The 18550-nt window shown below is 53.4% G+C and carries 15 protein-coding genes; 5 read left to right on the forward strand and 10 right to left on the reverse strand.

All coding sequences use genetic code 11. The features are described 5' to 3' along the window. The first annotated feature begins 43 nt into the window (after window positions 1-43). Window positions 44-2464, forward strand: a complete 2421-nt coding sequence (gene plsB, locus J4614_RS09595; protein WP_208293149.1) for a glycerol-3-phosphate 1-O-acyltransferase PlsB — start codon at window positions 44-46, stop codon at window positions 2462-2464. Between the two features lie 98 nt (window positions 2465-2562). On the opposite strand, the gene ubiA is transcribed toward plsB, so the two are convergent. The 5 genes from ubiA to malK form a co-directional block, all read right to left on the reverse strand. Further along, complete coding sequence (ubiA, locus tag J4614_RS09600; protein ID WP_000455249.1) at window positions 2563-3435, reverse strand: 4-hydroxybenzoate octaprenyltransferase; 873 nt, start codon at window positions 3433-3435, stop codon at window positions 2563-2565. A 13-nt stretch (window positions 3436-3448) separates the two neighbouring features. Beyond that, window positions 3449-3946 carry a chorismate lyase gene (gene ubiC, locus J4614_RS09605; RefSeq protein ID WP_000019216.1) on the reverse strand — a complete coding sequence of 166 codons (498 nt, stop codon included), beginning with the start codon at window positions 3944-3946 and terminating at the stop codon, window positions 3449-3451. A 180-nt stretch (window positions 3947-4126) separates the two neighbouring features. Then, a complete protein-coding gene (gene malM, locus J4614_RS09610) occupies window positions 4127-5044 on the reverse strand; it encodes a maltose operon protein MalM (RefSeq protein WP_000782497.1) in 918 nt (305 codons plus the stop codon). 163 nt (window positions 5045-5207) lie between these two features. After that, window positions 5208-6566 carry a maltoporin gene (locus J4614_RS09615; protein ID WP_000973678.1) on the reverse strand — a complete coding sequence of 453 codons (1359 nt, stop codon included), beginning with the start codon at window positions 6564-6566 and terminating at the stop codon, window positions 5208-5210. 88 nt (window positions 6567-6654) lie between these two features. Next, window positions 6655-7764, reverse strand: coding sequence for a maltose/maltodextrin ABC transporter ATP-binding protein MalK (gene malK / locus J4614_RS09620; protein ID WP_000179176.1), 1110 nt, complete (start codon window positions 7762-7764; stop codon window positions 6655-6657). Window positions 7765-8125: 361 nt separating this feature from the next. Here malK and malE point away from each other — a divergent pair, with 361 nt between their 5' ends. From malE to xylE, 4 genes are all read left to right on the forward strand, one after another. Continuing rightward, complete coding sequence (gene malE, locus J4614_RS09625) at window positions 8126-9316, forward strand: maltose/maltodextrin ABC transporter substrate-binding protein MalE (protein WP_000695415.1); 1191 nt, start codon at window positions 8126-8128, stop codon at window positions 9314-9316. 131 nt (window positions 9317-9447) lie between these two features. Beyond that, on the forward strand, window positions 9448-10992 hold the full coding sequence (gene malF / locus J4614_RS09630; RefSeq protein ID WP_000382573.1) for a maltose ABC transporter permease MalF: 1545 nt from the start codon (window positions 9448-9450) through the stop codon (window positions 10990-10992). Between the two features lie 14 nt (window positions 10993-11006). Next, the gene (gene malG, locus J4614_RS09635) at window positions 11007-11897 is read left to right on the forward strand and encodes a maltose ABC transporter permease MalG (protein ID WP_001252085.1); all 891 of its coding nucleotides are present in this window, start codon (window positions 11007-11009) and stop codon (window positions 11895-11897) included. 319 nt (window positions 11898-12216) lie between these two features. Then, complete coding sequence (gene xylE / locus J4614_RS09640; protein WP_208293150.1) at window positions 12217-13692, forward strand: D-xylose transporter XylE; 1476 nt, start codon at window positions 12217-12219, stop codon at window positions 13690-13692. Window positions 13693-13737: 45 nt separating this feature from the next. On the opposite strand, the gene psiE is transcribed toward xylE, so the two are convergent. The 5 genes from psiE to yjbE form a co-directional block, all read right to left on the reverse strand. Beyond that, on the reverse strand, window positions 13738-14148 hold the full coding sequence (psiE, locus tag J4614_RS09645) for a phosphate-starvation-inducible protein PsiE (RefSeq protein ID WP_000982752.1): 411 nt from the start codon (window positions 14146-14148) through the stop codon (window positions 13738-13740). Window positions 14149-14290: 142 nt separating this feature from the next. Beyond that, complete coding sequence (locus tag J4614_RS09650) at window positions 14291-16387, reverse strand: YjbH domain-containing protein (RefSeq protein WP_208293151.1); 2097 nt, start codon at window positions 16385-16387, stop codon at window positions 14291-14293. After that, a complete protein-coding gene (locus J4614_RS09655) occupies window positions 16387-17124 on the reverse strand; it encodes a capsule biosynthesis GfcC family protein (protein WP_000977972.1) in 738 nt (245 codons plus the stop codon). Before J4614_RS09655 ends, J4614_RS09650 begins: the two co-directional genes overlap by 1 nt. Beyond that, window positions 17121-17759 (reverse strand): YjbF family lipoprotein, encoded by a 639-nt coding sequence (locus J4614_RS09660; RefSeq protein WP_000824809.1) that lies wholly within the window; start codon window positions 17757-17759, stop codon window positions 17121-17123. Before J4614_RS09660 ends, J4614_RS09655 begins: the two co-directional genes overlap by 4 nt. Window positions 17760-17822: 63 nt before the next feature. Continuing rightward, window positions 17823-18065 carry an exopolysaccharide production protein YjbE gene (gene yjbE, locus J4614_RS09665; RefSeq protein ID WP_001541297.1) on the reverse strand — a complete coding sequence of 81 codons (243 nt, stop codon included), beginning with the start codon at window positions 18063-18065 and terminating at the stop codon, window positions 17823-17825. Window positions 18066-18550 lie beyond the last annotated feature (485 nt).

An 18550-nucleotide genomic window follows, 5' to 3' on the forward strand; every position in this document is an offset into this window, starting at 1 on the left:
TTGCACCGCATTTGCATTATTAACCAGAGGCTTTACATCGTTTATGTCCGGCTGGCCACGAATTTACTACAAATTACTGAATTTACCATTAAGCATACTGGTAAAAAGCAAGTCTATTCCGGCGGAACCCGCCCAGGAATTGGGGCTCGATACTTCTCGCCCCATTATGTATGTCTTGCCATACAACTCAAAAGCGGACTTACTGACGCTGCGGGCTCAATGTCTGGCGCACGATCTCCCGGATCCGCTGGAGCCGCTGGAGATCGACGGCGCGCTGCTGCCACGCTATGTATTTATTCACGGCGGACCGCGTGTCTTTACCTATTACACGCCAAAAGAAGAGTCGGTGAAACTTTTTCACGATTATCTCGATCTGCATCGGAGTAATCCGGCTTTGGACGTGCAGATGGTGCCCGTTTCCGTGATGTTTGGCCGCGCGCCGGGTCGTGAAAAGGGAGAAGATAACCCGCCTTTACGTATGCTGAACGGCGTACAGAAATTCTTTGCCATCTCCTGGCTGGGTCGCGATAGCTTTGTCCGATTCTCGCCGTCCGTCTCATTGCGTCGTATGGCTGATGAACACGGCACCGATAAAATCATCGCGCAGAAGCTGGCTCGCGTGGCGCGTATGCACTTTGCCCGCCAGCGCCTGGCGGCGGTTGGCCCACGCCTGCCAGCCCGTCAGGATCTGTTTAACAAACTGCTGGCCTCGAAAGCGATCGCCCGCGCGGTAGAAGACGAAGCGCGTAGTAAGAAAATCTCTCATGAAAAAGCGCAGCAAAACGCCATTGCGCTGATGGAAGAGATCGCGGCGAACTTCTCTTACGAGATGATTCGTTTGACCGACAGGATTTTGGGTTTTACCTGGAACCGACTGTACCAGGGGATTAACGTGCATAACGCCGAGCGCGTACGCCAACTGGCGCACGACGGGCATGAAATCGTCTATGTGCCCTGTCATCGCAGCCATATGGACTACTTGCTCCTTTCTTATGTGCTGTATCACCAGGGACTGGTTCCGCCGCACATTGCCGCCGGTATTAACCTTAATTTCTGGCCCGCTGGCCCGATTTTCCGTCGTCTGGGCGCGTTCTTTATTCGTCGCACCTTTAAGGGGAATAAACTCTATTCCACCGTCTTTCGCGAATACCTGGGCGAGCTGTTCAGCCGCGGCTACTCGGTTGAGTATTTTGTCGAAGGAGGACGTTCGCGTACCGGACGTTTGTTAGACCCGAAAACCGGCACCCTGTCGATGACTATACAGGCGATGCTGCGCGGCGGTACCCGTCCAATTACGTTAGTGCCTATTTACATCGGCTATGAGCACGTCATGGAAGTGGGAACCTATGCGAAAGAGCTGCGCGGCGCGACAAAAGAGAAAGAGAGCCTGCCGCAAATGCTGAAAGGCTTGAGCAAGCTGCGCAATCTGGGTCAGGGCTACGTTAACTTTGGCGAACCGATGCCGCTCATGACGTACCTGAACCAGCATGTGCCGGAGTGGCGCGAATCTATCGACCCTATAGAGGCCATACGCCCAGCCTGGCTGACGCCGACGGTAAATAGTATCGCCGCCGATCTGATGGTGCGTATTAACAACGCTGGCGCGGCAAACGCGATGAACCTGTGTTGTACCGCGCTGTTGGCGTCGCGTCAGCGCTCGCTCACCCGCGAGCAGCTCACCGAACAGCTTGATTGCTATCTCGATCTGATGCGCAATGTCCCTTATTCCACAGACTCAACCGTTCCTGCCGCCAACGCTGGTGAGCTCATCGCTCACGCGCTGCAGATGAATAAGTTTGAGGTCGAGAAAGACACCATTGGCGATATCATCATTCTGCCGCGCGAGCAGGCGGTGTTGATGACCTACTATCGTAACAATATCGCGCATATGTTGATTATGCCTTCGCTGATGGCGGCGATTATCACCCAGCATCGTCGCATTTCGCGTGATGCGTTGCAGCAGCATGTTGAAGCGCTCTATCCGATGTTAAAAGCGGAGCTGTTCCTGCGCTGGGAGCGCGAGGAGTTAGCCTCGGTCATTGACGCGCTGGCCAGTGAAATGCAGCGTCAGGGGCTAATTACCCTGCAGGATGATGAACTGCATATCAACCCGGCGCATTCCCGTACGCTGCAACTGCTGGCGGCAGGCGCGCGCGAAACGCTACAGCGTTATGCCATTACGTTCTGGCTGTTGAGCGCCAATCCGTCCATCAACCGCAGTACGCTGGAGAAAGAAAGCCGTACCGTGGCGCAACGTCTGTCTGTCCTGCACGGTATTAACGCGCCGGAGTTTTTCGACAAAGCGGTGTTCAGTTCACTCGTGTCGACGCTACGGGATGAGGGTTATATCAGTGATACGGGCGATGCCGAACCGGCAGAAACGATGAAGATATATCAGATGCTTGCCGATCTGATTACCTCTGATGTCCGTCTGACGATTGAAAGCGCGACGCAGAGCGAGTAAGCCAGTGCCTGAAATGCCCGATGGCGTAAGCTCATCGGGCAACTGATATGACGTATTGAAAATTTTGGCTTTGCAGGCCGGGTTCGCCCGGCATGACATCAGAAGTGCCAGTAACTCATCGCCAGCCCTAAAAATAGCACCAGGCCAACGTAGTTATTGTTCATAAAGGCTTTAAAGCAGGCTTCACGTTCACGGTTCGCAATCAGTTTTTGCTGGTAGACAAACAGCGCGCCCGCCACCAGCACAGCCCAGTAATATCCCCATCCCAGACCATTCAACCAGCCGATCAGCGCCATTAACGCCATGACGCCAAGCTGCAGAATCCCGATAATCAATGTGTCATAACGACCAAACAGGATCGCCGTCGATTTAATGCCTATCTTGATATCATCATCTCTGTCGACCATCGCATATTGCGTATCGTAAGCCACCGCCCAGAGAATATTGGCGAGGAACATCAGCCAGCAGCTCAACGGCAGGGATTCGCTCACCGCGGCGAACGCCATGGGGATTGACCAGCCGAAAGCGGCCCCCAGCACGACCTGCGGCAGGTGGGTGTAGCGTTTCATAAAGGGATAAACCCAGGCCAACGCCAACGCCGCCACGGAAAGCAGAATCGTCATGGCGTTCAGCGTCAGCACCAACAGAAACGCCAGCAGCACCAGCACCACAAACAGGTTGCGCGCTTCTTTCTCTGTCACGGCGCCGCTGGGTAAAGGCCGGTTGACCGTACGTTTTACATGTCCGTCAAATTTACGATCGGCATAATCATTCACCACGCAGCCCGCCGCGCGCATTAACCACACGCCAGCGACAAAAACTGCCAAAATCCACAGCTGAGGCATACCCGGTGTCGCCACCCATAGCGCCCAAAGCGTCGGCCAGAGCAGCAGCAACGCGCCAATAGGCTTATCTGTACGCATCAAACGGTGAAACGCCAGCAGCTTACTCTGCGTCAGACTCCACTCCATCTTTATCTTCCTCTCAGTACAGCGGCGATGCAGGTAAAAAAAGCTCGGTAAGCAACAGCGGTTTTCCGCTCAACCGCAGTCGAGAGCGGCGCCCCCACAGCGTTGCATCGCGTCCAATTTCAATAAAATCGCGGGTCAGTGTCGATGATGTAAATAGATAACGTCCAAGCGGGGTTTTACCCAGATGTTGTAAGACCTGTTCAGGTCCGCACAGCGTGGATTCCGGTACCACGGTACGTCCGGCAAGCCAGGGCTCGCCGTCAGCGCAAAGCAGTATCTCACGTAACCAGTAGCGGGATTCGGATGGCAGTAAACCTGATGCTTCCTCGACCTCGCTTTGGTCGACAAACGCTTCCCGAATCAGCGTCACGCTTACCCGCTTTCCCAGTTGCTCAAAACGTTTAGTCATAGAATCTTCCAGCAACAGCCAGTCCAGCAAATGGGGTTCAAGCGCAGGAATCGCATCAAAATAGCGCAGCGCACGCAGTTGCGTTAACGCAGGGTGTGACATGCCTTACTCTCCGATTCATAACCTAAAGTCATTGTATCTCAGAAAAGACATTACGGGGGGCGCAATCACAATTAAGTGATCTGTTGCGCAACAAAAAAATAACAATTCGCATGAAATGATAAAAAAAGGTGCGCCAGGAGACGCACCAGTTGCTGCAAAATCAGCACTGTGGGGAAACAATTACCCCTTGCCTTTTACACTGCTGATAAAGGTGGAACGGGCAGATGTCGATCCCAGACGTTCAGCCTCATCAAGCAGTTTCAGCGCTTTATCGACGTCGCCTTTCGCTACGGCATCCTTAATCGCTTTATTAAAGTAGCTTTCCGTATCGTTCAACATCGGTTCGCTTTTCTTCGGCGCGACTGGCGCTGGCGCAGCGACCGGCGCGGCGGTATTGCCTACCGTTACCGGCCCGGTACCGGACGAGCCAAACAACGGCCCGACCAATACGCTGGAGCTACTGTTGGTTTTCACCTTCAGTTTCACCACGCCGTCAGTGGTATGGCGAGCAACTGGATCGGGAATATCCGGGATAGAGTTACCGACGCCTTTGGCATAGGCTTTTGCCGGATCGAGCAGCGTAGTGGTTTGCTGAAGATCTTTTTCGGTCGTAAACACCAGAACATAGAGTTTCTGCTGCCCCAACGCAGGCGTCAGGCGCATCACGCCTTCCAGCCGGTCTGCGCTCATGACGCCCGGCTGCTGATAAGTAAAGTAACTGCTGGGGAAGAACGCCGAAGGCGTCATATTTTGGTCAAGAATCAACACGTTTGGCGCAAAAACGCTGGCTTGCTTATTGACCTCGCTGGTCAGAGTTAATGTCAGCTCGCCGATATTCGCCGGAACGCTATAAGCGGCGACCGGGCCGGTAATGCCGGCGACGTCAAGGCGCTGGCCCCCAGTCGCCAGTTGGGTAGACTGCGTTTTTGACTGATCTACAGGCGTCCAGGTTAATTGCTGTAGCGCAGCAGCAGGAATAGCAGGCGCGGCGCTGGTATTTTGCGGTACATAGTTCACTTCCGCCAGGCTGATACCCGGCACGCTGGCGAACAGCCCTGCGGTTAAACAGAGGGCGACGAGACTTTTCTTCATTTTCATTATTCTCACCTCAATAAGGCGGGTTCAGCGGTAGCCAGGCAATAGCGCGCCAACCCAAACATATCGCCGAATGGCGGCTGGCGCCTTATTCGGCTTACAAGCATCATCAGACCTGATGTTTCAGAGGGGCTTGCGCCCCTCGTTACGTCAGATGACCATCGTATTACCACCAGATTTCCATCTGGGCGCCGAAGGTCCACTCATCGCTATCGCCACGGCTGTTGGTGGAAATGCCGGAGTTAGTCGCTGCGGCATAACGGGAAATGTTATCGCCGTCTTTGATATAGCCCCATTTCTCATCCCATTTCGCGTAGGTGGCGAAAATACGGATAGCCGGACGCGACCAGATGCTGTCGCCCGCCTGCCACTGTTGCGCCAGGGTGATTTTATATTGATTGTTACGATCGCCGGTCTGCTGAGATTTCACGTTGTCGTAGCCGACTTCCAGCAGGGTACTCATGATTGGCGTCCACTTGTACATTGGACGTACGCCCACGGTCCACCACTCAGTACCCAGGTTATTATCCCAATCGATATTCTGGTACATACCGACGTACATCAAATCCCATTTATCACCAAGCGAGATGGCGCCATGATCCAAAATACGCCACATATCGCCATTATTATTGATGACCTTATTGGCATAATTAATTTTGGTTCCATCAGGCAATTCTTCAGTGAAAGATGAAGAACCGTCGGAACCACGCGCCTGGCCTTTACCCTGCGTGGTCATGGCATCGGTGGCATATTGCACGACAAACTTGTTATAGCCTTTCAACATGCTTTGCGTGTGTTCGGCGGTGAACATCCAGCCGTCTTTCGATGCCCCATCAGCCAGCTTATAACCATCGGTCGTATTGGCGCGACCGTAATCAACGCCCAGCTCCAGTACGCCGTCCGGGTTCGTTTGCAGACCAGCCAGACGTACGTCAAAGACGTCGTTAGCGGTATCTTTCACTTCATCATAAATATTCTGGCTGCTGAAGGTGTAAGAGCCGCCCGCTTCAGTAGAGCGGGTCGCCGCCAGTGAAAGCTTACCGAAGCCCAGATCGATATTTTCGATACCCGCGCCAGGACCTGAAATATCCCAGTAGTAGAAGTCGATCATGTGTACGTCATGACGCTGATAGAAGCGCTTACCGGCCCAGATGGTAGAGCCCGGCAGCCATTCAATCAGGTTTTTACCCTGCACGTTCGCTTCGCGGAAGGCGGGATCGGTCGATTCCCAGTCGTTCTGCTGGTTAACCGAATAGGCGACGTTGGTGTCGAAATAGAAGCTCTTATCGCCCTCTTTCCACACTTCCTGGCCCAGTTTCAGTTCCGCATAGGTTTCACATTCGTTACCGAGACGGTATTTACTTTGTGCACCGGTCACCTGGAAACATTGTTGTTCGCCGCCGCTTCCCGTCCAGCCAATACCGGAACGGGCGTAACCGTGGAAATCGACAGCCATTGCCTGAGCGGACATTACGCCCGCTGCGACAGCAACCGCCAGAGGGAGTTTGCGCAGAGTAATCATCATTCTATCTCCTGAGATCATTGCTTTTCTTTAAACGCTGCCACCTTCTAAAACTGCGAATGGTTTTGCGTTTCGTTTTTTTATGGAGGCCTTAAACACCCGGCTCTTGATGCAGACGACGACATGCGCTGCCATCCTCGCGGAACAGATGACAGCGCTCTGGCGGCAGGCCGATAGCGAATGTGGCGCCCTCTTCTACCAGCACCACGTCATTCTGGCGATAAACCAGGTTTTGACGGATGGCGGGGATCTGGATATGAATTTGTGTTTCGTGCCCTAACTGCTCGACCACCTGGACTTCACCTTCCAGGGTGACATCGGCGATATCGCTCGGCAGCAGGTGTTCCGGCCGAATGCCTAAAGACATATTGGCGCCGACCTGCACGCCGCGACTTTCGACCGGCAGCCAGATTTGCTGGCGATTCGGCAGTTCGACCTGGACTTGTTCAATCGCGGTGGCGGTCACTTTCACCGGCAGGAAGTTCATCTTCGGCGAGCCGATGAAGCCCGCGACAAAGCGGTCCGCCGGATAGTGGTACAGCTCCAGCGGCTTACCGACCTGCGCGACGCGACCGGCGTCCAGCACCACGATTTTGTCGGCCAGCGTCATCGCCTCGACCTGATCGTGGGTGACGTAAATCATCGTGCGGCCCAGACGTTTATGCAGGCGAGAAATTTCAATGCGCATCTGCACGCGTAGCGCGGCGTCCAGGTTAGAGAGCGGTTCGTCCAGCAAAAACACACGCGGCTCCGCTACCAGCGTGCGGCCAATCGCTACGCGCTGACGCTGACCGCCGGAAAGCGCTTTTGGCTTACGTTCCAGCAGATGCGCCAGTTGCAGCACTTCCGCCACCTGGTTGACGCGTTGATTCATAACCTCTTTTTTGGCGCCCGCCAGCTTGAGGCCGAAAGACATGTTTTCTGCAACGGAGAGATGGGGATAGAGCGCATAAGACTGGAATACCATGCCCACGCCGCGCTCGGCAGGCGGAATATCATTCATACGGGTTTCCCCGATAAACAGGTCGCCACTGGTAATGGTTTCAAGCCCGGCGATCATACGCAGCAAGGTCGATTTACCACAGCCTGACGGTCCGACAAACACCACGAACTCCCCGTCATGGATATCGAGGTTAATATCTTTCGATACCACCACGTCACCCCAGGCTTTCGTTACATTTCGTAGCTGTACGCTCGCCATGCCCTTCTCCCTTCGTTACAACCTGTCATTGACAGCAACATTCATGATGGCCTGACTATGCGCGATCCCTGACTGGGGTAAATCCTCCACCCCCCGGCTTTTTTATGGGGGAGGAGGCGGGAGGATGAGGGCACAGCGCCTGAGACCACGGGCGCGGGCAGAAAAGGAATTTCGTGATGCCGCCCGCAAAAATCGGCGTGTTTTTATGTGCGCCAGCACGCATTACTCACATTTATGTAACACAGATCACATAAAGCCGGGGTGGGGCGTAGGGGCGGGGAGGATGGAAAGAGGTTGTCGTATAAAGAAACTAGAGACCGTTAAACCACCTCTGTGTACATCACCAAAAAGGATGGGAGATATGAAGATTAAAACTGGCGTAGGCATCCTCGCATTATCCGCACTTACGACGATGATGATTTCCGCCCCGGCTCTCGCCAAAATTGAAGAAGGTAAACTGGTTATCTGGATCAACGGCGACAAGGGCTATAACGGTCTGGCCGAGGTCGGTAAAAAATTTGAGCAAGACACCGGCATTAAAGTGACCGTTGAGCACCCGGATAAGCTGGAAGAGAAATTCCCGCAGGTGGCAGCCACCGGCGACGGTCCTGACATTATCTTCTGGGCGCACGACCGTTTTGGCGGCTACGCGCAGTCTGGTCTGCTGGCGGAGGTCACTCCGGATAAAGCGTTTCAGGACAAACTCTATCCGTTCACCTGGGATGCGGTACGTTATAACGGCAAGCTGATCGCCTACCCCATCGCCGTTGAAGCCCTCTCCCTGATTTATAACAAAGACCTCGTCCCGAACCCGCCGAAAACCTGGGAAGAGATCCCGGCGCTGGATAAGGAGCTAAAAGCGAAAGGGAAGTCGGCGATAATGTTCAACCTGCAAGAACCGTATTTCACCTGGCCGTTGATCGCCGCTGACGGCGGTTACGCGTTCAAATTTGAAAACGGCAAGTATGACGTGAAAGACGTTGGCGTCGACAACGCCGGCGCGAAAGCGGGCCTGACTTTCCTGATCGATATGATCAAGAACAAAAATATGAGCGCCGATACCGATTACTCCATCGCCGAAGCGGCCTTCAATAAAGGCGAAACGGCAATGACCATCAACGGCCCGTGGGCATGGTCGAACATCGACAAGAGCAAAGTCAACTACGGTGTCACCCTGCTGCCGACCTTCAAAGGCAAACCCTCGAAACCGTTCGTCGGCGTGCTGAGCGCGGGGATTAACGCTGCCAGCCCGAATAAAGAGCTGGCGAAAGAGTTCCTCGAAAACTACCTGCTGACCGATCAGGGTCTGGAAGCGGTGAACAAAGATAAACCGCTGGGCGCCGTGGCGCTGAAATCTTTCCAGGAGCAGTTAGCGAAAGACCCCCGTATCGCCGCCACCATGGATAACGCCCAGAAAGGCGAGATCATGCCGAATATTCCGCAGATGTCCGCCTTCTGGTATGCGGTACGTACGGCTGTGATCAACGCCGCCAGCGGCCGTCAAACCGTGGATGCCGCGCTGAAAGATGCACAAAGCCGTATCACTAAGTAATGCCGCGAGCCTGTGCCGGATGGCGGCATAAATGCCTTATCCGGCCTACAACACACCGTAGGCCTGATAAGCGCAGCGCCATCAGGCACATCTCCGGCCAGGAAGTTTCAACGCTGTAGAGGAAAACCCCCATGGATGTCATTAAAAAGAAACACTGGTGGCAAAGCGACCAGCTTAAATGGTCAGTAATTGGTCTGCTGGGCCTGCTGGTGGGTTACCTTGTAGTTTTAATGTACGTACAAGGGGAGTATCTGTTCGCCATCATGACGCTGATTTTAAGCTCTGCTGGCCTGTATATTTTCGCAAATCGTAAAACCTACGCCTGGCGCTACGTTTACCCTGGCCTCGCCGGCATGGGGCTGTTTGTGCTATTCCCGCTGGTGTGCACCATCGCCATCGCCTTTACTAACTACAGCAGCACCAACCAGCTCACCTTTGAACGCGCCCAGCAAGTGCTGATGGACCGTTCTTATCAGGCAGGAAAAACCTATAACTTCGGTCTTTACCCGACCGGCGACGAGTGGCAACTGGCCCTCACCGACGGAGAAACGGGCAAACATTACCTGTCTGACGCATTTTCCTTCGGCGGCGAACAAAAATTACAGCTGAAAGAGACTGATGCCCTGCCGGGCGGCGAACGCGCCAATCTGCGAATAATCACCCAGAACCGTCTGGCGTTGAACCAGATAACCGCCGTCCTGCCGGATGAAAGTAAAGTGATTATGAGCTCGCTGCGTCAGTTTTCCGGTACCCGTCCGCTGTACACACTGGCTGATGACGGCCTGCTGACCAATAACCAGAGCGGCGTAAAATACCGGCCAAACAACGATAGCGGTTATTATCAGTCGATCAACGCCGACGGAAGCTGGGGTGATGAAAAACTCAGTCCTGGTTATACCGTTACTATCGGCGCGAAAAACTTTACGCGCGTCTTTACCGACGAAGGGATCCAGAAGCCTTTTTTCGCTATCTTCGTCTGGACCGTGGTCTTTTCGGTTCTCACTGTGGTGTTAACCGTGGCGGTTGGGATGGTATTGGCCTGCCTCGTACAGTGGGAAGCGCTGAAAGGTAAAGCTATCTACCGCGTCCTGCTGATTCTGCCCTACGCCGTACCGTCGTTTATTTCAATTTTGATTTTCAAAGGGTTATTCAACCAAAGCTTTGGCGAAATCAATATGATGCTGAGCGCGCTGTTTGGCATTAAACCTGCCTGGTTCAGCGACCCCAACACCGCGCGGGCAATGGTGATTATCGTGAATACCTGGCTGGGCTATCCCTACATGATGATCCTGTGCATGGGACTGCTGAAAGCGATTCCGGATGACCTGTACGAAGCCTCCGCAATGGACGGTGCCGGTCCATTTCAGAATTTCTTTAAGATCACCTTACCGCTGCTGATTAAGCCGCTAACGCCGCTGATGATCGCCAGCTTCGCTTTTAACTTTAATAACTTTGTCCTGATTCAGTTATTGACCAACGGCGGGCCAGACCGTCTCGGCACCACCACGCCTGCCGGTTATACCGATCTGCTCGTCAGCTACACCTACCGTATCGCCTTTGAAGGCGGCGGCGGTCAGGACTTCGGTCTGGCGGCGGCCATTGCCACGCTGATCTTCCTGCTGGTAGGCGCGCTGGCAATAGTGAACCTGAAAGCCACGCGTATGAAGTTTGATTAAGGGAGATAATAACAATGGCTATGGTCCAACCCAAATCTCAGAAACTGCGTCTCCTGATCACGCACCTGGGGCTGCTGATTTTCATCGCGGCGATTATGTTCCCGCTGCTGATGGTCATCGCTATCTCGCTACGTGAAGGGAACTTCGCCACCGGAAGCCTGATCCCGGACAAAATCTCCTGGGAACACTGGCGGCTGGCGCTGGGTTTCAGCGTGGAACATGCGGATGGTCGGGTAACGCCGCCTCCCTTCCCGGTCCTGCTGTGGCTGTGGAACTCGGTGAAAATCGCCGGTATTACCGCCATCGGCATCGTGGCGCTCTCCACCACCTGCGCCTACGCTTTCGCACGAATGCGTTTTCCAGGTAAAGCAACACTGCTCAAAGGGATGCTGATTTTCCAGATGTTTCCGGCGGTTTTGTCTCTGGTAGCGCTGTATGCGTTATTTGATCGCCTGGGACAATACATTCCATTTATCGGTCTGAATACGCATGGCGGCGTGATCTTCGCCTATCTTGGCGGCATCGCGCTGCACGTCTGGACGATTAAAGGCTACTTCGAAACTATCGACAGCTCGCTGGAAGAGGCCGCCGCGCTGGATGGCGCAACCCCGTGGCAGGCATTTCGCCTGGTGCTGCTGCCGCTTTCCGTACCGATTCTGGCGGTGGTGTTTATTCTGTCGTTCATCGCGGCGATTACCGAAGTTCCGGTCGCCTCGTTGTTACTGCGCGATGTGGACAGCTATACGCTGGCCGTGGGTATGCAGCAATATCTCAACCCGCAAAACTATTTGTGGGGCGACTTTGCCGCCGCCGCCGTCCTTTCCGCTATTCCTATCACCCTGGTGTTCCTGTTGGCGCAGCGTTGGCTGGTCAACGGCCTGACGGCAGGGGGTGTGAAAGGTTAAGTCTTATCGAAGTACCTGCCCGGCAACGGGCAATGCCACTGCCCTCAACTTATGTTATCCCCACTTATGGTCGTATTTTGGCGCTCTTCGGAGCGCTTTTTTTATGTTATTTTGCATTGCTGTTACGATTATTTCCTTTCGTGGCCCCCATCACTGCAATTATATTTACCGCCTGAAAACAGACAAATTAAACAGAATTAAGATCACAGAAAAGACAAAACATAATTGCAATGTAAAAAATGATAATTGTCTTCCCTGCCTGTTAAATTCACCATCACGACACTGATCAAAAGAGCTGTATCCTCTAAGGCAGGTCTGAATGAACACCCACTATAATTCCCGCTATATTTTTTCCATTACCTTAGTCGCAACATTAGGAGGGTTATTATTCGGCTATGACACTGCCGTCATATCCGGAACGGTAGAATCCTTAAATACCGTGTTTGTCGCTCCGCAACATTTAAGTGAATCCGCCGCCAACTCGCTATTGGGCTTCTGTGTCGCCAGTGCGTTGATTGGCTGCATCATCGGCGGTGCGCTGGGCGGTTATTGCAGTAACCGCTTTGGTCGTCGGGACTCGCTGAAAATCGCCGCTCTGCTGTTCTTTATTTCCGGTATTGGCTCCGCATGGCCAGAATTAGGATTTACCACGATTAACCCAGATAATGCCGTACCTGTTTATTTGGCCGGATATGTCCCCGAATTTGTTATTTATCGCATCATTGGTGGTATTGGCGTTGGTTTAGCCTCAATGCTCTCACCGATGTATATTGCTGAACTGGCTCCAGCGCATATTCGTGGGAAACTGGTTTCTTTTAACCAGTTCGCCATTATTTTTGGTCAACTGTTGGTGTATTGCGTTAACTATTTCATTGCCCGCTCTGGTGACGCTAACTGGCTGAATACCGATGGCTGGCGATATATGTTTGCTTCCGAAAGTATTCCCGCCCTGCTGTTTTTACTGCTGCTGTATACCGTACCGGAAAGCCCGCGCTGGCTGATGGCACGTGGCAAACACGAACAGGCGGAGGGCATTCTGCGCAAAATTATGGGTAGCAGCCTCACTACCCAGGCCATGCAGGAGATCAACCAGTCTCTGGAGCATGGCCGTAAAACCGGCGGACGCCTGTTGATGTTTGGCGTGGGCGTGATGGTCATTGGCGTGATGCTGTCCGTCTTCCAGCAGTTTGTCGGCATTAACGTCGTGCTCTACTACGCGCCGGAAGTGTTTAAAACGTTAGGGGCCAGCACCGACGTGGCGCTCTTGCAGACCATTATTGTCGGCGTAATCAACCTGAGCTTCACCGTGCTGGCCATCATGACGGTAGATAAATTTGGTCGCAAACCGCTGCAAATTATTGGCGCATTGGGTATGGCTCTTGGGATGTTCAGCCTTGGCACCGCGTTTTACACCCAGGCTTCCGGGCTGATAGCGCTGCTGTCGATGCTGTTTTACGTCGCCGCATTTGCCATGTCCTGGGGACCGGTTTGTTGGGTGCTGCTGGCAGAAATCTTCCCGAACGCGATTCGTGGCAAAGCGCTCGCCATTGCCGTCGCCGCGCAGTGGCTGGCGAACTACTTCGTCTCCTGGACCTTCCCGATGATGGACAAAAATTCGTGGCTGGTTTCCCATTTCCACAACGGTTTCTCCTACTGGATTTACGGTTGTATGGGTATTCTGGCGGCGCTGTTTATGTGGAAGTTCGTGCCGGAAACCAAAGGCAAAACGCTGGAAGAACTTGAGAAGTTATGGACGCCAGCAGAAGAGAAAACGCCGAAAGCCGCCATACAATAAGCTGATTTATCGCCACGCCGTACGTCCGTTACGGTGTGGCGACGCCTATTCTCGCCGTAGTCGGTTCGAATTACATAACCACAACGTGATAACCAACAGGAGGATCGCCGCCGAATAGAGTAATACATCCATTGGCGTTTTATGATCGACAATGATCAGGCGCACAATCGCCGTGATCCCAATGTACACGAAATAGCGCAGCGGAAAGTGAAGGCCAGACTTAAAGTACTTCACAATCAGCGCAATAAATTCGAAATAAAGAAAGTAGATCACCAGCCCTTCCACCAGTTCATATTTGCTGGCTTGCTCAGGCACGAATAATGCATCCGCCAGATGCACCGTCTCTTTACCGAGAAAAACGACCAGGATCAGACCGAGGGTAAGCAGCCCCAAATTTAGTACGTTTTGTAAAATCGTGGCGATAAACTCAAGACGTGAGCGCGATAATGGCATCATAACAGCCCCCTCTTTCTCTGCGGCGAGGTTTCTGTATAACGCACAAATGTGACGAGCATCTATATTTTTTATTTATGTTTATATTTTGTTCAATAAGATAATTTGCCGGATAGCGCTTTGAACGCCTTATCCGGCCTGAGTATTAACGGAAATTTACGCTCCTGTCACTGGTCATATCATACAGGCCAAACTTACGCCCAAGCTGTTGACCACCGTCACGCGTCAGCGGCGTCCAGCCAATTGCCGCACGACTTCGGGTTGGGCCGGACGAGAAGAGATCCAGCGGCACGGAAACATATACGCCTTTGGTAAAATCCCCTTCCCCATATTCATCCGGCGACGCATCGGTAATCGTCGCGTAACCGCCGACAACGACGCCGCTATCGAAGCGTTTGGCGATCTCCAGCGTACCGCCTTTATCGCCCGCCAGATACTGACCAACGCTGGCTTTCACCAGCACATCCTGGGCGAACGACGGCGTCCAGTATGCGGTCAAATGTCCGGTCTTCACGCTGTAATCGGTAAACTTCATCATATCCTGCGCGCTACGCCAGTCACGCTGTTTCACGTAGTTGGCATCCAGACCAAACGCCCAATTGCTGTCTATCGGGCGATACAGGACTTCCGCCCCGGCACCGCCAAACATGGTCTCCAGATAACCACCGTAGACCTGCCCATAGAAACCATTGCCAAAATACTGGAAGTAGTTGGCCTGTAGGTTATTCACATAAACATCATTCTGCACATACTCACGGACATGCGTACGCACCCGCGGCAGATGTGAATCCTTCGGCGGATTGGTGTAGTTAAATTTGTCGTAGTTGTTGGCGATATTGGCAAACACGCTGCCCGTGGTGAGCAGATGATCCGTGACCCACAGATCCGCAGTTCCCATTACGCCCAACTGATACATATAGAAGTTTTCCGGGCCGCCTACCGACTGATTCAGCACGGGATCAAGATGAAAATCAATGCGCGACTTGTCGATATACCAGCCCTGTTCAGTACTCTCTGGCACGATCGGCTCTACGCGTTTTTGCGCCAGCGGGGTTTCATGTCCCAGCGGTTCGCCTTCCAGATGGCGTTTCAGGCTGGCGACATCGGTTTCAGTGGTGACCTGCGGCAGATTAAGGCGGTTTTCCGTCACGCGGATCGTGCGGATCCCCTCCGGCAGATCGTTCATGACGATCCGGTTAGCGCGCACGATCCCTTCACGGGAGTCGCGGTACTTCACCTGTTCACCGGTAACGTACAGCGTATCGCCTTTGACCTGGATTTTCGGGTCCGCCAGACCAGCATTATATTTCAATAACGTTAATTGATTAGCCACTACCGAATGTTGCAGGATGGCATCCTGCGGCTGTGGTCGGTATTGCGGGCGTGAATTGTCATGATACGCGGGACGTAAATCGTTGAAATTGGTGCGCAGCGTAACACCAAACATAAAGGTGTTGCCGCGCTCGTAGCTGAGGTTAACGTCGGCCCAATCGGTGACGCGGTAAATGGCGCCGACGTTAAACTTGCTCTTCTGTTCCAGTTTACCCGCAAAATCCTGCTGATAGTTATTGCCTTCATACTCCAGCTTCAGGCGTAGCGGTTGCCACGGGGTCTGGTATTCCACGCCGCCAAACAGCGAGGCCGGGCCGTGAAACATATCGCTACCGTCGACGGAACCTGCCTCTTTATAACGGTTATCACGTGAACAGAATTTATCACTATACGAACAGAAAGGATTAGACACATTGCCGCTGGTGCCAAGATAGCCCCAGCCGAGACCTAATGAAAAATCAAACGGCCCCCAGGCCTTACTCGCTACAATATATTCCGCATCAAACAGCCCCGTCCCGCCGATATCGCGCGCGCCAACCGCCACCTGCGGCATCCAGTAACTCTCTTCCCACAACCGCAGTTTCACATCAAACGCTTTATCTTTGTAAGTCTGGTCGCCGGAGAATGATTCCACGCTGCTGTACTTTTTCGTACGGACATCGGTATAGCGCAACGTGGTTTCCAGCCACGGGAAAAGCTGAACCGAAGCCGAGTAGTAGCGGTACTGATCGTTATCACGATAGTTCAGGCTCATCTCCCCTTCACGCGCCATACGCGCTGTCGGCGTTTGCAGCAGGCCCACGCCGCCAAAGTCAGATTGTGAAGGCCCAACAGGGGCTGGATATGTTTCGGCATGGCAGGCCGCGCTAATACCCAGCGCCAGCACGCTGAGCAGATGTGTTTTTTTCATTATTCCGGTATCCGCTGCGTCAGGGTATGAAGAATGTCGGCATTTATCGCCTCCGGCGTGCCGCGCCAAAGGGAATCGGCAAAACCGACAAAAATAATACTGCCGGGCATTGGCTCGATATGACGTTTATTCCAGTAAGCCACCGGCGCTTTTTGGCTGCGTCCATCAGGGTAAACCACCCAGGCATAGCTACGATCCGCGCCGCTGAGTAAGCGCTGACCCTCGAGATAACTGGCGACGTCCCGCCCAGGGACGAACGGCTGGCTGCCCGGCTGGCTAATCAAGCCAAAGAGCGTCACCTGCGTGGGTTGCGGCCCGACCCAGAGCGTGTAGTGACCTTGCAGCGGCGGGTTACCTCGTTCGCTCACCCGCACCACGTCAGGATCAAGATTCACGAATTGTCTGCCCGTCACCTTCAGCGCCTGAATCTGTCGGCGCAGTGTGTTTATCGCCGCCGCCGCATCGCCGTCTTCCTCAGCGCTGAGCGCCGCCAGTCGCCCGAGAAGTTCCTGCTGCTGCTGACGCGCCGTCACGGTCGCCTGTTCTTCGCCTATCACCGCCGCAGGCCACCAGCTCGTTGCCAGGCGCGGCTGTCCGACTAAATCGAGCAGACGCTCAGCGTCTGTCAGCGTTTTAGGCTCGCTATTACCCTGGGTAAAAACGGTAACAGTGCCGCTGGCAAAGGCGGATGACGCGACAAAGGCCAGCGCCAGCGCGCTTATCGTCCTTTTCATCATGATTTTGCCGCCTTAATCAGCGTGGTTTTCACCGGAAAGTAATTCGCACCCAGATACTGTTCCGTCTGGCGAATTTGGCCTTCGCTATCAACCCAGTAGCGATTACGCCAACGCGTTTGATCGGTCGTCACTTCTTCATCCAGCACCCGCACGGCGGTCTCTTCACTGCCGACGCTAACGCTATCGGTCCCTCGCCATGTAAAAACGGAACGGGCGGTGGCGTAACGCACCTGGCGATGTTCGGTCCAGCCCAGGGTGCGAGTCCAGGTCGCGCCATCGATAATCTGTCCTGGTTTCGCCAGCGGGTCGGCCGCCAGATTATTCACATCGATCAGGTTGTCGCCGCTGAGCAGCGTTTTGACCAGACGGCCATGCTGCGTCACGATCGTCGCGCCATCCTGCGTCACCCATTTCTGCTGCCCGTTTTCCGAGAAAGCGAGCACCACAAACAGTTGAGGACCGCCGTTAAGCTGCATGTACTGGCTGGCATAAGGCATGTTTTGAATATCGTCATCCGTTAGCTGTACGCCTGGCGTACCGAACAAACTGTCCCACAGTGAATCGCCCAGGCCTTTAGTGGTGGCCGAACACGCCTGTAATAGCAGGCAAATCAGGATAAGTGCGAGTCGCTTCACGACGCTTCTCCAGAGGGGCAAAATAACCACACCGGAGTGTGGTTATGGTTAAACGTACCGATACTACTGGGTACTGGTGGTCGTGGTGGTCGTGGTCCCGGTATTGGAACCATCGCCGCCGCCGGTTGCCGCTAACGCGACGCCCACCGCCGAACTTACGGTGCTAACGCTGGTGGCGGAGGAACTTCCCGCCGATACCGACGTCGCTGCCGACCCTGCCGCTTCACCCACCTGAACGGGGGCTGCCGAGACAGATGTCGCCGCAAGCGCGGTTATGGCAAAAATGCCATACAGTACTTTTTTCATCATAATTTCCCTTCATTGAATGAATGGAGATTTACCCAAAAGAATTTCGGGCGCTACCGAGTATACACAACCAAAGCAGGCGGATTATGTCCGGGAGAAATAACAGCGAGGTTTTAGGATAATTAAACTTTAAAGAAGTAACGCCTACATTGTTTAATTAACAAACAAATAAAATCAATAAGTTAAAATTAAAATAAAAGACATCGGCATCCGTATAATCTGAAAGTAACGCAGAGTGATTTTCTGGTTATTGCTTATTTTAGGATTAAGCTCAATATAAAATTGTGGGGATAAAGACGGACAAGCGGAATTATCTTATAAAAAAAGCCGATGTGAATATCGGCCTTTTTATTATCTTTGACCCGTCCTGAATAGCGTTGACACGTTCCAGACTTAAATCCGGAGAACGTGATGATGACTGAGTTCAAACGCACCCAACGCGATTATCCTCTATCCTTTAAAATAGCCGTCGTTGAGCAGGTCGA

Source organism: Salmonella sp. 32031103-2018-00083-FB-01-SM-01 (assembly GCF_017571995.1).
GTDB lineage: Bacteria > Pseudomonadota > Gammaproteobacteria > Enterobacterales > Enterobacteriaceae > Salmonella > Salmonella enterica.